This is a genomic window from Streptomyces sp. NPDC050121 (assembly GCF_044460385.1).
GTDB classification, from domain to species: Bacteria; Actinomycetota; Actinomycetes; order Streptomycetales; family Streptomycetaceae; genus Streptomyces; species Streptomyces soliscabiei.
This window is the reverse complement of record NZ_JBITJV010000008.1, coordinates 186296-201630: the sequence shown is the minus strand read 5'-3', so window position 1 is coordinate 201630 and position 15335 is coordinate 186296. Positions and strand designations below refer to the sequence as shown.

Genomic DNA, 15335 nt, shown 5'->3' with positions numbered 1-15335 from the left:
GGCCCTGGAGGTCACTGGCTGTCGGAGGCGTCCTGCTGCGCCTCGACCGCCTTGCGGACCTCGTCCATGTCCAGCTTGCGCGCCTGTCCGATCACGTCCGTCAGGGCGGCCTCGGGCAGCGCGCCCGGCTGGGCGAACACGGCGACCCGGTCCCGGACGATCATCAGCGTGGGGATCGACTGGATGCCGAAGGCCGCGGCCAGCTCCGGCTGCGCCTCGGTGTCCACCTTGCCGAACACCAGGTCGGGGTTGTCCTGCGCCGCCTGCTCGTACACCGGCGCGAACTGACGGCACGGCCCGCACCACGACGCCCAGAAGTCGATCAGGACGAAGTCGTTGTCCGTGACCGTCTGGTCGAAGTTCTCCTTGGTGAGCTCCACGGTGCTGCTCATGACCTGAATCCTTCTTCCCTGTGGGGGGCGAAACCGTCCGCACAACACGGCGACCCGGAAACCTATTCCGCGCCCCTACCCGTGTGGTCACCGGCCACACCACCCACCACACTGAGCCCATGACGGAAACGGAAACCAACGTGTACGACGTCGTGGTGCTCGGGGCCGGGCCCGTGGGGGAGAACGTCGCCGACCGCACCCGCGCGGCCGGTCTCACCACCGCGATCGTGGAGAGCGAACTCGTCGGCGGCGAATGCTCCTACTGGGCGTGTATGCCCAGCAAGGCCCTGCTGCGCCCGGTCATCGCCCGCGCCGACGCCCGCCGCGTGCCGGGCCTGCGCCAGGCGGTCCAGGGCCCCCTCGACGCGGCCGCGGTCCTCGCCCACCGCAACTACTACACCTCCGACTGGACGGACGACGGCGCCGCCCGGTGGATCGACAGCATCGGCGCCGACCTCTACCGCGGCCACGGCCGCCTCACCGGCCCGCGCACGGTGACCGTGGGGGACAAGGTGCTCACCGCGCGGCACGCCGTCGCCGTCGCCACCGGCACCCGTGCCGTCCTGCCCGACCTGCCCGGACTCGCCGAGGTCAAGCCGTGGACCAGTCGGGAGGCGACCAGCGCGCAGGCCGTGCCCGGCCGGCTCGTCGTGGTCGGCGGCGGAGTCGTCGCCACCGAGATGGCCACCCTCTATCAGGCCCTCGGCGCACAGGTCACCGTGCTCGTGCGCGGCAAGGGCCTGCTGAACCGCATGGAGCCGTTCGCCGGCGAACTCGTCGCCGAGGCGCTCACCGAGGCCGGCGCCGACGTGCGCATCGGCGCGTCGGTCGAGTCGGTGACCCGCACGGCGGACGGCGCCGTCGTGGTCGTCACCGGCACCGGCGACCGTATCGAGGCCGACGAGATCCTCTTCGCCACCGGCCGCGCCCCGCACACCGACGATCTCGGCCTGGAGACCGTGGGCCTGGAACCCGGCTCCTGGCTCACGGTCGACGACAGCCTGCTCGTCACCGGCACCGACTGGCTCTACGCCGTCGGCGACGTCAACCACCGCGCCCTCCTCACCCACCAGGGCAAGTACCAGGCGCGCGTCGCGGGAGCCGCCATCGTCGCCCGCGCGGCCGGCGCCCCTGTCCAGGCGGCCGAACCGTGGAGCGCCCATGCCGCCACGGCCGACCACGAGTGCGTCCCCCAGGTCGTCTTCACCGACCCCGAGGCCGCCGCGGTGGGCCTCTCCCTCGCGGAGGCCGAGCAGGCCGGGTACCGGGTGCGGGCCGTGGACGTCGACATGACCTCGGTGGCGGGCGCGGGCCTGTACGCCGACGGCTACAAGGGCCGCGCCCGGATGGTCGTCGACCTGGAGGAGGAGATCCTGCGCGGCGTCACCTTCGTCGGGCCGGGCGTCGGCGAGCTGATCCACTCCGCGACGGTCGCGGTCGTCGGCCAGGTCCCGATCGCCCGCCTGTGGCACGCCGTCCCGTCCTACCCCACGATCAGCGAGGTGTGGCTGCGGTTGCTGGAGGCCTTCCGGGACAACTGACCTACGGCAGCTCGAAGCCCAACGCCTGCGCCGCCGCTGCCGGAGTCGGCTGCGCCCACCGCTCCAGTACCGCCTGATTGGCGCAGAGCGACCGCAGTTCGGCCCGGTCGAGGTAGAGCAGGCCGTCGAGGTGGTCCGTCTCGTGCTGGACGATACGGGCGGGCCAGCCGCCGAACACCTCGTCCAGCGGCCGGCCGTGCTCGTCCTGGCCGGTCAACCGGACCTCGGCATACCGGCTCACCACCGCCTGGTAGCCCGGCACGCTCAGACAGCCCTCGAAGAAGGCGGCGGGGGCGGAACCGACCGGCTCGTAGGCCGGGTTGACCAGGACCCGGAACGGCTGGGGCACCCGTCCGCGCGCCGCCCGCACCTCCTGGGGCACCGGCGCCGGGTCCTCGATGACCGCGATCCGCAAGCCCACACCGACCTGCGGGGCGGCCAGCCCGACGCCCGGCGCCGCGTGCATGGTGACCCGCAGGGCCTCGACGAACCGGGCCAGCAACGCGGGGTCGAGCTGGCCGTCGTAGCGCACGGCGCCCGCGCGCAGGACCGGGTCGCCGGCCGTGACGATCGGCAACGGGCCGCCGGGGGCGAGGAGTTCCTCGATCCGGTCGGCAAGGGGCGTGCGGGGACTGGGAGATGCCATCGGGCCAGGATGCCACGGACAACCACCGTGTGACGCAGGTCACTTGAAGTCGCGGGAACTCGGGGGTGCTCTCCTGCGACTACTGGTGCGCCCCGGCTGAAGAACGTCCCCCAGCCCTCGGCTCCCCGTCCCCGCTCCCCCCTGACCCCGGAGAAGCCCGCCGATGTCCACCGCTCCCTCGACGACCATGGACGAGGCCCCGCAACCGGCAGCCCCCGCACCGAAGTCCCGCGGCCCGTGGGCCCCGTTGCGCTCGCTGGTCCTGCGCCTGCACTTCTACGCCGGCCTGTTCGTGGCGCCCTTCCTGCTGGTCGCCGCCGCCACCGGGTTCCTGTACGCCGGCGCGTTCCAGGCCGAGAAGCTCCTGTACTCCCACGAGATGACCGTGCCCGTCGGCGACGCCAAGCTGCCCATCTCCGCGCAGGTGGACGCCGCCCGCAAGGCCCACCCCGAGGGCACGGTCTCGGCCGTCCGTCCCTCCCCGCAGGACGACGCCACCACCCGGGTGATGCTGTCCGGCGTCAAGGGAGTCGACTCCGGCCACACCCTCGCCGTGTTCGTCGACCCGTACACCGCCAAGGTGCGCGGCGCGCTGGAGCAGTACGGCGCGACCGGCGCGCTGCCGCTGCGCACCTGGATCGACGAGTTCCACCGCGATCTGCATCTCGGCGAGAACGGCCGCCTCTACAGCGAACTCGCCGCGAGCTGGCTGTGGGTGATCGCCGGCGGCGGCCTCGTGCTGTGGTTCACCCGTCGCCGCGCCCTGCGCAAGGTGCGCGGCACGAGCGGCCGGCGCCGCACGCTCGGCCTGCACGGCGCGGTCGGCGCGTGGGCCGCGGCCGGGTTCATCTTCCTGTCCGCGACCGGCCTGACCTGGTCGACATACGCGGGCGCCAACATCGACGAGTTGCGTACCTCCGTCGGCCAGCCCACCCCGTCGGTCTCGGCGGCCGTCGGCGGCGGCGAGCACGCGGGTCACGACGCGGCCTCCGGAAGCGGCGGGGACGCCGAGCACGGCGTCGGCCTCGACGAGATCCTCGGCGCCGCGCGCGCCGAGGGGCTGGGCGACCCGGTCGAGATCGTCCCGCCCGCGGACGCCTCCTCCGCGTACGTGGTCAAGCAGGTGCAGCGCAGCTGGCCCGAGAAGCAGGACTCGGCCGCGATCGACCCGGCCACCGGCAAGGTCGTCGACGTGCTGCGCTTCGACGACCACCCGCTGCTCGCCAAGCTGACCCGCTGGGGCATCGACCTGCACACCGGCGTTCTGTTCGGCCTGGTCAACCAGATCGCGCTGATGCTCCTCGCGCTCTGTCTGATCCTGCTGATCGTGTGGGGCTACCGCATGTGGTGGCAGCGCGGCCGCGGCTCCGCCTTCGGCCGGCCGATCCCGCGCGGCGCCTGGGCGCAGGTCCCGCCCTACGTCCTCGTCCCGCTGATGGCGGCGGTCGCCGTGGTCGGCTACTTCGTCCCGCTGCTCGGCATCCCGCTCGCCGGGTTCATCGTCGTGGACGTCGTCCTCGGGGAGATCGCGCACCGAAGGGGGCGCCGGACGGCCGTCTGAGCCCGTCCGGCCCGGCGGGCGCCGAAGTAGCGGTACCAGCGGTGGCCCACGAAGGTATGGGGACCAGGGTGTTCGGCGGTCCAGAGCGCCGGAGCCGTGATCGCGTGGGGTCACGCGGTTCACGGCTCCGGCTCCGGTCGCGGTGCTGTGCGGGCGGGGTGCGTCAGGCCTCCGGGAAGTCTCCCGCCAGCGCCGAGGCGAGGCGCAGATGCGGGCCCGCCTCCTCGTGTCGGCCCTGCCGCTCCAGGGTGCGGCCCAGCATCAGCCGCGCGTAGTGCTCGACCGGGTCGCGCTCGACGATCACACGCAACTCGCTCTCGGCGCGCAGGAGTTGGGCCGAGTGGTAGTAGGCGCGGGCCAGCAGCAGCCGGGGCCCGGTCTGCTCGGGCACCTCCTCGACCAGACCGACCAGGACCCGCGCGGCGGCGGCGTACTCCTTCGCGTCGAAGAACAGCTGAGCCCGCTCCCACCGCTCGGCCGGCGTGCCGTGACCGTAGTACGCGGAGTCGTGCGTCGTCTCGTATGTCATGTCCACTCGTGCCTCCTTCGACGCCGACAACCGGATGCGGTGGTTGAATATTCCACCATCGGCGGGGGTGACGGGACGGCTATGAGGTCAGGGCCGCCAGCTCCGCGTCGGCCCGTTCGGTGATGCGCGCGAGGACGCGTCCGGCCGTCGCCAGGTCCTCCGCCGGGATCCCGGCGTAGATCCGGGCCGAGACCTCGCCCGTCTCGGCGCCGATCGCGGCGAACAGTTCGCGCCCGGCGTGCGTGGGGCTGATCAGCGGGCCGTCGGCGGCCAGCAACCCCTTGGTGAGCAGCGTGCCGACGGTGGCGCGCACGTCCGCCGCGTCCACCTTGAGGTCCGCGGTGACCCGCTCGACGAGTGTGCCGAGGTCCAGCGGACCGTCGGCGACGACGGCCCTGCGGACGACGATCTGCTCCTGGAAAGTGGCGCCGTGCCGGGCCAGGACGTGCTCCAGGACGGCGCGGCCCGCGTAGTGCGCCAGGCCTATGGTGCGGCCGTTGGCGGGCTGTGGGGTTGAGGTCATCACTGCTCCTGAGGGGTCTCGTCGGTGAAGTCGAGCGGCGTGTCGAGCAGGAGCGCCAGCTCGCTCTTGAAGGTGTGCGTCCGTGCGCTGTCCAGGCCGCCGAGCGGTTGCAGCAGCTGCTCCAGCAGTCCCTGGACCACCTGGACGGCCCGTCGGGTGACGTCCTGGCCCTGTTCGGTGAGCGCCAGTTGGACGGCGCGCGGATCGCGGGGGTCGCGGGTGCGCTCGATCAGCTCCGCGGACTCCAGGGCGCGCGCGAGCTTCGAGACGTAGAGCGGCTCGAGCCCAGTGTGGTCGGCGAGGCGGCGCTGGCTGGGGCGCTCACCGGCCCGCTGCATGCCGTGGAGCGAGGCGACCAGCGAGTACTGCGCGTGCGTGAGGCCGAGCGGCGCCACCGCCCGGTCGACGGCCACGCGCCACTTCGTCGACAACCGCCACACCAGGTAACCGGGCGTGGCCCGTTCGGAACCGCTGCGCTCGCTCATGGGCAATACATTACATGGCTACTATGTCCATGGCTACTAAATCCGCGCGCCCGTCGTCGGGGCGACCCGTGCCGAGCGGATCACGCCTTGCGCAGGTCCCTGACCCGGCGCAGCTTGCCGAGCGAGCGCTCCAGGGTCTCCGGGTCGACGATCCTCACCTCGACGCGCACGCCGACGGCGTCCTTGATCCCCTGGGCGATCGCCCGGGCGGCGGCGTCGCGCGGCTCCGGGCGCGGGCCCGGAGCCGTGTCCGTACCGGGGCGGGCTTCGACGAGGACGGTCATGTGGTCCATCCGTTCGCGCCGGCTCAGCTGGATCTGGAAGTGCGGGGCGACACCGGGCGTGCGCAGCACGATCTCCTCGATCTGGCTGGGGAAGACGTTCACCCCGCGCAGGATGATCATGTCGTCGCAGCGGCCGGTGATCTTCTCGATACGGCGGAAGGCGGGTCGGGCGGTGCCGGGCAGCAGCCGGGTCAGATCGCGGGTGCGGTAGCGGATGACCGGCAGCGCCTCCTTGGTGAGGGAGGTGAGGACCAGCTCGCCCTCCTCGCCGTCGGGCAGCACCTCGCCCGTGATCGGGTCGACGACCTCCGGGTAGAAGTGGTCCTCCCAGACGTGCAGCCCGTCCTTGGTCTCCACGCACTCCTGCGCCACACCCGGACCGATCACCTCGGACAGGCCGTATATGTCGACGGCGTGGAGGTCCATGCGCTCCTCGATCTCGCGGCGCATCTCCTCCGTCCATGGCTCGGCGCCGAAGATGCCGACCTTCAGCGAGGTGGAGCGCGGATCGACGCCCTGACGCTCGAACTCGTCGAGGAGCGTGAGCAGATAGGAGGGGGTGACCATGATGATGTCGGGCTGGAAGTCCTGGATGAGCTGCACCTGCCGTGCCGTCATGCCGCCCGACGCGGGGATCACTGTGCACCCGGCCCGCTCGGCCCCGTAGTGGGCGCCGAGGCCGCCGGTGAACAGCCCGTAGCCGTACGAGATGTGCACCTTGTGTCCGGGGCGGCCGCCTGCGGCGCGGATCGAGCGGGCCACCACATCGGCCCACATCGACAGGTCGTTCTCCGTGTAGCCGACCACGGTGGGGCGGCCGGTGGTCCCGCTGGAGGCGTGGATGCGGCGGATCTCGGACGGGGGGACGGCGAACATGCCGAAGGGGTACGTGTCCCGCAGGTCGGCCTTGGTGGTGAAGGGGAACCGGGACAGGTCCTTCAGTGAGCGGCAGTCGTCGGGCCCGACCCCGGCCTCGTCGAACTTCTTCCGGTACTGCTCGACGTTGTCGTAGGCGTGTCGCAACGTCGCCCGCAGGCGGTCGAGTTGGAGCTCCGTCAGCTGCTCGCGCGTCATCCGCTCGCCGTCGTCCAGCAGCTCCTGGGGGAGCGGCTCGCCCCGGCGGGATCGGGCGACGGCCGGGGCTGTCGGTTCGGTGCTCATCGCGACTCCTCGCCTCCATGCTGCGACCCTGCGGCCGCGGCCTTTCGTCAGGGGGCCGCGTCACCGTCTCCACCGCCCTGGGAACCGACCGAACATTCGGTTAGCGACACGGCCAAGTAATCCAGCCGTCCCACTGCATGTCAAGAGGCGGATCGCCTGCCCACCGCCGTCGAGGAGTCCGCCCTTGTCTGACGGCATCGTCACCTCCGGCCTCTCTTCGCCGCCCGTCGCGTGTGTCGGGGTCGGATGGGTACCTGGGGGCGAGGTGACGAACGAGTCCTGACGGCAAGCGCCGCGGCCGACGTGAGGAGATCCCATGGTCCACAGGCGCGGGGGACCGGGTGGCCGTGCGCTGCTCGCGGACCCGTCGAGCAACAAGGGTGTCGCCTTCACCCAGCAGGAGCGGGAACGGCACGGCCTGGTCGGGATGCTGCCGCCCGGGGTGCTGCCCCTGGAACTCCAGGCGCGACGGGCATGGGAGCAACTGCGGGCCCAGCCGGACGACGTGGCCAAGAACGTGTACCTGGAGCAGCTCCACGACCGCAATGAGGTCCTCTACTTCCGGCTGCTCTGCGACCACCTCCCCGAGCTGCTGCCGGTCGTGTACGACCCGACCGTGGGTGAGGCGGTCAAGCGGTACAGCCACGAATACCGCCGGCCGCGCGGCGTCTATCTGTCCGTCGACCGCCCGCAGGACGTCCGTCCCGCATTCCGGGCGCTCGGCCTTGGCCCCGACGACGTCGACCTGGTGGTGGCCACCGACGGGGAGCAGCTCCTCGGCATCGGTGACTGGGGTGTCGGCGGCATGCAGCTCTCTGTCGGCAAGCCGGCGGTCTACACCGCCGCCGCGGGTATCCACCCGGGGCGGGCCGTGGCGGTGATGCTCGACGTCGGCACCGGGCCAGGCGCTGTTCAACGACCCGCTGTACGTCGGCAACCGGCACAACAGGGTGCGCGGGGAGGCGTACGACGTGTTCGTCGCCGCTTTCGTGGAGGCGGTCGGCGAGCTGTTCCCGCACGCGCTGCTGCACTGGGAGGACTTCGGCCCCGGCAACGGCCGCCGGCTCCTCGAGCGGTACGGCGACCAGCTGTGCACCTTCAACGACGATCTCCAGGGCACCGGCGCGATCACGCTGGCCTGCGTCCTGAACGCGGCACGGGTCTCCGGCACGCCCCTGCGGGACCAGCGGATCGTGGTCTTCGGCGCGGGGACGGCCGGTGTGGGCATCGCCGACCAGCTGCGCGACGCCATGGTCCGCGACGGGCTGGACCACGAGGAAGCCACCCGCCGCATCTGGCCTCGCCGACCTGTCGAAGCCCGGGGCCGCCCTGCTGCCGGAGGTGCGGAACCTGCGCGCCTCCTCGGCCGTGGTCGCCGCGGCCGTCGCCCGCCGCGCCGCCGAGGAGGACGTCGCGACGGTCCGCCTCGACGACGTCATCCAGCAGATCCAGGACGCCATGTGGCAGCCCGAGTACCGCTGACCGCAAGGGCGCTGACGGCAAGGGGGCTGACGGCAAGGGGGCGCTGACGGCAAGGGGCGGCCCTGATCGCAAGGGGGCGGGGGAGCGGCGTAGACCTCCCCAGGCGCTTCGCCGCTTCCCCGCCGACATGGCCCGATTACCCCGGCATGCCGGTTCCAAGCCCGGCATCTCTGAGCGTGCAGCGGACGCCTCAGGCGATCAGCGCCACCACCCTGGCGATCAGTCCGATCGCCATCACGGACCGCCGCCCGGTTCGATTCCCGGGGTCACTTGTTGGGGCTGGTGGAGCTGTACCCGGAGGCGACCGGTCCCCACTCGGTCACCGGGAGCGGGTGTCGGGCCCGAGGCCACGGCGGTCCTCCTCGTCCCACGTCCGGGTGTCGCGCGGCTGGACGTACGGTTCCTCGTCGGCCGGAAGGCCCCCGGCGACGGCTCGTTGACGCACCAGCTCCGCGTCGAACTCCAGGCCGAGCAGGATCGCCAGGTTGGTGATCCACAGCCACACCAGGAAGATGATCACACCGGCGAGAGCGCCGTAGGTCTTGTTGTACGAGCCGAAGTTCGCCACGTACAGCGCGAACCCGGCCGAGGCGGTCATCCAGATCAGCAGGGCCAGGCCACTGCCCGGCGTGATCCAGCGGAAGCCGCGGACCCGCGCGTTGGGGGTGGCCCAGTACAGGACCGCGATCATTACCGTCACCAGAACCACCAGCACCGGCCACTTCGCGATGGACCACACGGTCAGCGCCGTGTCACCGGCCCCGAGCGCGGCGCCGACCTGCCGGGCCAGCCCGCCGGTGAACACGACGATCAGTGCACTGATCACAGCCATCACCATCAGCAGCACGGTCACGCCGACCCGCACCGGCAGCACCTTCCAGACCGGGCGGCCCTCGGGGATGTCGTAGACCGCGTTGGCGCTGCGGATGAACGCGGCGACATAACCGGACGCCGACCACACCGCCAGGACCAGACCCACGATCGCCATGATCGAGCCGAGTCCGCCCTTGCCCTGCATCTGGTGCACGGCATTGCGCAGGATGTCCTGGGCCGCGCCCGGGGCGAGCTTGCGGATGTTGTCCAGGACCGCCTGCGTGGCCGACTGCCCGACGATCCCCAGCAGCGACACCAGCGTGAGCAGGGCGGGGAACAGCGCCAGGATCGAGTAGTAGGTCAACGCGGCGGCCCGGTCGGCCAACTCGTCCTTCTTGAACTCCTTGAGGGTGCCTTTCAGCACCGCTCCCCAGGAGCGCTTGGGCAGGTCCGTCGGCTTCTCGGGGGCCCGCCGCTCAACCCGCTCGTCCGGCCCGGCGGCGGACCGGGCGGCCTGCCCCGTGCCGCACTCGCCGTCCGCCGCGGCGCGCTCGCCGTGCCGTTTGTGCGGCTTCAGTGTCCGTACCATTCCGCCCGGGTATCCGCCGCTGCGCCACCCATGCGTGAACACATGACATGAATACGTGCCATATCGGGCGTTCATGGAACGGTCCCCGAGGTGTCGCCGTGGTGGCCTCGGGCGGTGCCTCACCAGCTGATTCCGGCCGCCACCGGCAGGTGGTCGCTGCCGGTGGCCGGCAGCACCCACGAGCTGTCCGGCTCCACGCCCCTGACAAGGATCTGGTCGATCCGTGCCACCGGGAACTTCGCCGGCCAGCTGAAGCCGAAGCCGTCCCCGGCCACGTCCTGGGCGGAGCGCAGCCGCGAGGTGATGCCGTCGAACGCGCGGTCGTCCATCGTGCCGTTGAAGTCGCCGAGCAGCACCACCCGCTCGTTCCGCTCGGCGGCGATGGCCTTGCCGAGCGCCTTCGCGTTCCTGTCCCGCGAGTCCGTCCAGAAGCCCACCCTGGGATTCACCCGTACCGACCCCAGGTGGGCCACGTACACCGCCAGCGGCCCCTGGTCCGTGGCCACCGTGGTGCGCAGCGCCCGGCTGGAGGCCAACTTGACCTCGATCGGCTTGGTGTCCGCCAGCGGTCCGACGTCCTGCGCGATGTCGACCGGCCGGGTGTCCGACAGCGGCAGCTTGCTCCACAGCCCGACCGTGCCCTGCACGGCGTGGTACGGGTACGCCGTCGCCAGCTCCTTCTCGTACGTGCCCCTGGCCTGCTCGGTCAGCTCCACCAGGGCCAGCACGTCCGCGCCCGAGGCGGCCAGGTCGCGAGCGGTGCCGACCGGGTCGGGATTGTCGGCGCCGACGTTGTGGCTGACGACGGTGAGGTCGCTGCCCGGGTGGGACTTGTCGCCGAGCAGTCCGCCGAACAGGTTCAGCCACACCACGACCGGCAGCAGCAGCGCGGCCACCGCGGAGGCGGAGCGGCGCCACAGCGCCCCGGCCAGCAGCACCGGCACGAACAGGCCGAACCACGGCAGGAAGGTCTCCACCAGGCTGCCGAGGTTCCCGATCCGGTTCGGGATCTTCGCGTGCAGCAGCATGAGCAGCCCGAGCAGCAGCGCCAGCGCCGCGAGGACCGGGCCGCGCTTCCAGGGCCCCGGCCGGGAGGCGGCACGGATCAGGCGGCGGACGCCCGCGCGCCGGCCGTCGGCGCCGGTGGCCAGGAGGCCTGCGCCGCCCTGCTCCGTCTGCGCCGTGTCCACCGGCGCCACCGTCTGCGCTCGCTCACTGCCCGTCACTGCTGCGTCCTAGGGTCCCGGGTGGGGTCGGCATGTTCGTGCCGGCCCCCACGATCGACCGAGGGCTGCCGTGCCGACAGTGGTGTTCGATTCATGCCACCAGTCAAGGCGGCGCCGTGTTGCCGGCACGTATGCGGATTTCGATACGCGGACGATATGCGCCGCCTCGTAGCCTGAACCGCATGCGTGTGCTGATCGTCGAGGACGAGCCCTATCTGGCAGAAGCCATCCGCGACGGCCTGCGCCTGGAAGCGATCGCGGCCGACATCGCAGGTGACGGCGGCACCGCCCTGGGTCTGCTGAGCATCAACGCCTACGACATCGCCGTCCTCGACCGCGACATCCCCGGACCGACCGGCGACGAGATCGCCAAACGCATCGTCGCCTCCGGCAGCGGCATGCCGATCCTCATGCTCACCGCCGCCGACCGTCTCGACGACAAGACCACCGGGTTCGAACTCGGCGCCGACGACTACCTCACGAAACCCTTCGAAATGCGCGAACTCGTGCTCCGGCTCAGAGCACTCGACCGCAGGCGTGCCCACAACAGACCGCCCGTACGGGAGATCGCGGGCCTGCGTCTGGACCCGTTCCGCAGAGAGGTCTACCGGGAGGGCCGCTACGTCGCCCTGACCAGGAAGCAGTTCGCCGTGCTCGACGTCCTCGTCGCCGCCGAAGGCGGGGTGATCAGCGCCGAGGAACTCCTGGAGCGCGCGTGGGACGAGAACGCCGACCCGTTCACCAACGCCGTGCGCATCACCGTCTCGGCACTGCGCAAGCGGCTCGGCGAACCCTGGATCATCGCCACCGTGCCGGGCGTCGGCTACCGCATCGACACGCAGCCGGCGGCCGGAGACGAGGGAGATTAGGGAGATGAAGGAGGCGAGGCAGGCGGGTACGGACAGGCCGTCCGGAGTGAGCGTTCGCGTCAAACTCACCCTCAGCTACGCAGGGTTCCTCATGCTGGCCGGCGCCCTGCTGCTGGCCGCCGTATGGGTGTTCCTCCTGCGTTACGTCCCCGACCGGGCGATGCTCATCAACGCCGGTGACAAGCCCGCGAGCGATGTTTTTCCCGTCCGGTCCGCCCTCCTGGCCGTTTTCGCTCCGAGGGCAGCCGCGGTGTTGGCGTTCCTGCTGGTGTTCGGCCTCGTGGGAGGGTGGATCCTCGCCGGCCGCATGCTTGCCCCACTGACCCGCATCACCGACGCCACACGCACGGCGACGAACGGATCACTCTCTCACCGGATCCGGCTGCCGGGCCGCAACGACGAGTTCCGCGAACTCGCCGACGCCTTCGACACGATGCTCGCGCGGCTCGAAGCACACGTCGCCGAACAGCGAAGATTCGCAGCCAACGCCTCGCACGAGCTGCGCACCCCGCTGGCCGTCTCGAAGACCCTCATCGACGTGGCCCGCACCGACCCGACGTGCGACACCCGCGAAGTCATCGACCGTCTCCACGCCGTCAATACCCGAGCGATCGACCTCACCGAGGCACTGCTCCTGCTCAGCCGAGCCGATCAGCGGTCCTTCACGCGGGAACGCGTCGACCTGTCCCTCATGGCGGAGGAAGCCACCGAAACACTCCTTCCCCTCGCGGAAAAGCGGGGCGTCACCATCGAGACCCGCGGCGACATCACCCCCACGATCGGATCGCCGGCGCTCCTGCTGCAGCTGACCACTAACCTCGTGCACAACGCGATCGTCCACAACCGGCCCGACCAGGGCACCGTGTGGGTCGACACGAGCGTGCACCCCGGCACGGTGGTGCTCACGGTCGAGAACACCGGCGAGAGGGTCACCCCGGAGCTCGCCTCGACCTTCACCGAAGCCTTCCGGCGCGGCACCGAGCGCGTGCACACCGACCACGCGGGCGTCGGCCTCGGCCTGGCCATCGTCAGGACCATCACCCACGCCCACGACGGAACGCTCACCCTCACCCCGCGCCCGGCCGGCGGGCTCCGCATCACCGTGGAACTACCCGCGACAGCCCCGCACCCCGACAGGTCCCCGCACACGGACAGGTCCCCGCACATCGACAGGTGAAGAAAACGCACCCGGCACCGCACGGCAGACCGTGGTTCAGTCCACGCTGGGCCGGGCGAGACCCCGTCGTAGGCGAAGATCACGGCCTGGATGCGGTCGCGGGCTCCGATCTCACCGTTGGTCCAGCCCCTGCGACGGCGACGAGGATCTCGCGCTCGCGGTCGGTGAGTGAGGCGAGTCCCGGGTCCTCGACGGAGTCCGCGCGGTGCGCCGGCACGTAGCGGGCGTACTCCTCCAGAAGGCGGCGGGTGAGGGCGGGCGCGATGACGGCGTCGCCGGAGAGCACACCCTCCGGGTCCAGCCCGTTGACCGGCTCGTCCAGCATCACCGTCTGCGGATCGCCCAGCAGCGCCGCCGCGATGCCCAGCCGCTGCTCCATCCCGAGGGAGAAGGCGCCGCCCGCTTCTCGCGACGCTGCCGAGGCCCGCGAGGTCGATGACCTCGTCGACCCGGCGGCCCGGAATGCCGTGGGTCAGCGCGAGGGCCCTGAGGTGGTTGTACGCCGAGCGGCCCGGGTGGATCGACTTCGCCTCCAACAGCGCGCCGACCTCCTGCAGCGGCGCCCGGTGCCGGGCTGCTCGGCCGTCCTCACCTCCATCGCCTCACCCGCAACGCCAAGACGCGGATCACCCCGATCCGGTGGTACCGGGAGGCTGAACCGCGCCGGGCGCGTAGTACCCCGGTACTACGCGCCCTCTGGGCGGAGCCGCCCGCGGGCCGGTCCGGTCACGGGCCGTCCTCGCCCTGGGCGATCTCGACCTCGTGGTGGAAGTCGACCACGCCGGCCGTTCCGGCCGCGACGGACAGGACGGTGCAGGCCACGAGGAGGAACGCGGTGAAACGCCGGGCGCGCGAGCGCCCCTCGACGGGCCGGAGGAGGGCGGCGACGCGTTGCGGCACGGGCCCGGTCGTCGCCGCGGGTGCGAAGTCCGGGCGGGTGGAGGGGGAGGCGTGGCCGGCGAGGGCGGCGCGGGCGATGGCCGTGGCGATCAGGCGCCGGTCGCCGACGACGGTGGCGGCGGCCTCGTCGGCGGCCCGCTCCACAGCGAGCCGGATGGTCTCGCGGGCCGTGCGCAGGGCGGGGTGGCAGTGCGCGGCGAGTTCGGCCGCGGCCAGGAAGTAGTGGTGGCTGGCCCGGTTGTGGGCGCGTTCATGGGCGAAGAGGGCCTCGCGCTCGGCGGAGCCGAGGCTGCGCAGCATGGCGGTGGTGACGACGATGCGGTGGGGCCGTCCGGGCAGGGCGTACGCGTCCGGGTGCGGCGAGTCGACGACGCACAGGTCGCCGGCGGTGGGGCGGCGGTCGGCCTGCGTCCGGGCGGTACGCCAGGCGCGGGTCTGCCGCAATGCGGAGCGCACCAGGGTCCAGACGCTGAGGGTGAGCACTCCGGTGGCCGCCATGGCCGCGGGGAGGACGAAGTGGTCCGAGGGGGTCCGCAGGGGGTGGACGAGTTCGCCGAGGGCGGCGAAGGCAGGGAGCTTGAGCAGTCCGGTGAGCACCAGGGCGCCGAGGGCGGCGACGCAGGTTCCCGCCAGGGCCAGGGCCGAGGCGGTGAGGACCCACAGCGCGGTGGCGGGGGCGAGGCGGTCGAGGGTCCGGCGTGCCAGCACGGGTGCGAGGAAGGGCAGGACCAGCGGGACGAGCAGCAGGGCGGTCATCGCTCGTCACTCTCCAGGAGCCGGCGCAGGTACTGCTCGTCGCCGGGGCTGAGCTGGGCGACGAAGCGGGCCAGGACCGTCTCCCGGTCGGTGTCCCGGTCGAGTTCGGTGTGCATGCGCCGGGCGGTCAGGCCGGGAGCGTCCTGGACGGGGGAGTAGGCGTAGCCGCGTCCCTGCCGCTCGCGGCTGACGGCGCCCTTCTCGTGCAGGCGGGTCAGTATCGTCGCCACCGTCGTGCGGGCCAGGCCGAAGCCGAGTTCGGTCCGCAGCCGTCCGGGCGTGAGCGGGACCCCGGCGACCCACAGCGCGGCCATGACGGCGGCTTCGAGCTCGCCGGCCGGCCGTCTCTCGTCCCTCGCGTCGGTCATGGGAACGTTCCTCACTCCGCCATCGTCTACAGT

General features: G+C 71.9%; 15 protein-coding genes and 2 pseudogenes. 6 read left to right on the top strand and 11 right to left on the bottom strand.

Going from position 1 to position 15335, the window contains the following annotated elements; all coding sequences use genetic code 11:
• Nucleotides 1–11: 11 nt before the first annotated feature.
• Complete coding sequence (gene trxA, locus ACIBTS_RS15050) at nt 12–392, bottom strand: thioredoxin (protein WP_399319534.1); 381 nt, start codon at nt 390–392, stop codon at nt 12–14.
• A gap of 119 nt (nt 393–511) precedes the next feature.
• On the opposite strand from trxA, the gene ACIBTS_RS15045 reads away from it, so the two are divergent.
• Nucleotides 512–1933: a dihydrolipoyl dehydrogenase family protein gene (locus tag ACIBTS_RS15045; protein WP_399319533.1), complete on the top strand. Its 1422-nt coding sequence runs from the start codon at nt 512–514 to the stop codon at nt 1931–1933.
• A 1-nt stretch (nt 1934) separates the two neighbouring features.
• On the opposite strand, the gene ACIBTS_RS15040 is transcribed toward ACIBTS_RS15045, so the two are convergent.
• On the bottom strand, nt 1935–2579 hold the full coding sequence (locus tag ACIBTS_RS15040; RefSeq protein WP_399319531.1) for a peptide deformylase: 645 nt from the start codon (nt 2577–2579) through the stop codon (nt 1935–1937).
• A 163-nt stretch (nt 2580–2742) separates the two neighbouring features.
• Here ACIBTS_RS15040 and ACIBTS_RS15035 point away from each other — a divergent pair, with 163 nt between their 5' ends.
• Nucleotides 2743–4140, top strand: coding sequence for a PepSY-associated TM helix domain-containing protein (locus ACIBTS_RS15035; RefSeq protein WP_399319530.1), 1398 nt, complete (start codon nt 2743–2745; stop codon nt 4138–4140).
• A 163-nt stretch (nt 4141–4303) separates the two neighbouring features.
• On the opposite strand, the gene ACIBTS_RS15030 is transcribed toward ACIBTS_RS15035, so the two are convergent.
• From ACIBTS_RS15030 to paaK, 4 genes are all read right to left on the bottom strand, one after another.
• Entirely contained in the window at nt 4304–4669 is a 366-nt protein-coding gene (locus tag ACIBTS_RS15030; protein WP_319671624.1) for a tetratricopeptide repeat protein, read from the bottom strand.
• A 79-nt stretch (nt 4670–4748) separates the two neighbouring features.
• Nucleotides 4749–5192 (bottom strand): MarR family transcriptional regulator, encoded by a 444-nt coding sequence (locus tag ACIBTS_RS15025; protein ID WP_399319528.1) that lies wholly within the window; start codon nt 5190–5192, stop codon nt 4749–4751.
• Complete coding sequence (locus ACIBTS_RS15020; protein WP_399319527.1) at nt 5192–5677, bottom strand: MarR family winged helix-turn-helix transcriptional regulator; 486 nt, start codon at nt 5675–5677, stop codon at nt 5192–5194. The genes ACIBTS_RS15025 and ACIBTS_RS15020 overlap by 1 nt, the downstream gene beginning before the upstream one ends.
• A gap of 80 nt (nt 5678–5757) precedes the next feature.
• Entirely contained in the window at nt 5758–7122 is a 1365-nt protein-coding gene (paaK, locus tag ACIBTS_RS15015) for a phenylacetate--CoA ligase PaaK (RefSeq protein WP_399319526.1), read from the bottom strand.
• A gap of 316 nt (nt 7123–7438) precedes the next feature.
• Between paaK and ACIBTS_RS15010 the strand changes: the two are divergent.
• Nucleotides 7439–7963, top strand: a pseudogene (locus ACIBTS_RS15010) (NAD-dependent malic enzyme); the annotation flags it as partial.
• Between the two features lie 109 nt (nt 7964–8072).
• A complete protein-coding gene (locus ACIBTS_RS15005) occupies nt 8073–8651 on the top strand; it encodes a malic enzyme-like NAD(P)-binding protein (protein WP_399319525.1) in 579 nt (192 codons plus the stop codon).
• 272 nt (nt 8652–8923) lie between these two features.
• Here ACIBTS_RS15005 and ACIBTS_RS15000 read toward each other — a convergent pair whose 3' ends face one another.
• Together ACIBTS_RS15000 and ACIBTS_RS14995 are read right to left on the bottom strand one after the other, a co-directional pair.
• The gene (locus ACIBTS_RS15000; RefSeq protein ID WP_399319523.1) at nt 8924–10006 is read right to left on the bottom strand and encodes a YihY/virulence factor BrkB family protein; all 1083 of its coding nucleotides are present in this window, start codon (nt 10004–10006) and stop codon (nt 8924–8926) included.
• A 119-nt stretch (nt 10007–10125) separates the two neighbouring features.
• Nucleotides 10126–11115: an endonuclease/exonuclease/phosphatase family protein gene (locus ACIBTS_RS14995; protein ID WP_399319722.1), complete on the bottom strand. Its 990-nt coding sequence runs from the start codon at nt 11113–11115 to the stop codon at nt 10126–10128.
• A gap of 299 nt (nt 11116–11414) precedes the next feature.
• Here ACIBTS_RS14995 and ACIBTS_RS14990 point away from each other — a divergent pair, with 299 nt between their 5' ends.
• A complete protein-coding gene (locus ACIBTS_RS14990) occupies nt 11415–12101 on the top strand; it encodes a response regulator transcription factor (protein ID WP_399319521.1) in 687 nt (228 codons plus the stop codon).
• A gap of 4 nt (nt 12102–12105) precedes the next feature.
• On the top strand, nt 12106–13278 hold the full coding sequence (locus ACIBTS_RS14985) for a sensor histidine kinase (protein WP_399319520.1): 1173 nt from the start codon (nt 12106–12108) through the stop codon (nt 13276–13278).
• 280 nt (nt 13279–13558) lie between these two features.
• Here the strand turns inward: ACIBTS_RS14985 and ACIBTS_RS14980 are convergent.
• The 3 genes and pseudogenes from ACIBTS_RS14980 to ACIBTS_RS14970 all read right to left on the bottom strand — a co-directional run.
• Nucleotides 13559–13853 (bottom strand): annotated as a pseudogene (locus ACIBTS_RS14980) (ATP-binding cassette domain-containing protein); the annotation flags it as partial.
• 151 nt (nt 13854–14004) lie between these two features.
• A complete protein-coding gene (locus ACIBTS_RS14975; protein ID WP_399319519.1) occupies nt 14005–14934 on the bottom strand; it encodes a M56 family metallopeptidase in 930 nt (309 codons plus the stop codon).
• Nucleotides 14931–15302: a BlaI/MecI/CopY family transcriptional regulator gene (locus ACIBTS_RS14970; protein ID WP_399319517.1), complete on the bottom strand. Its 372-nt coding sequence runs from the start codon at nt 15300–15302 to the stop codon at nt 14931–14933. The genes ACIBTS_RS14975 and ACIBTS_RS14970 overlap by 4 nt, the downstream gene beginning before the upstream one ends.
• Nucleotides 15303–15335 lie beyond the last annotated feature (33 nt).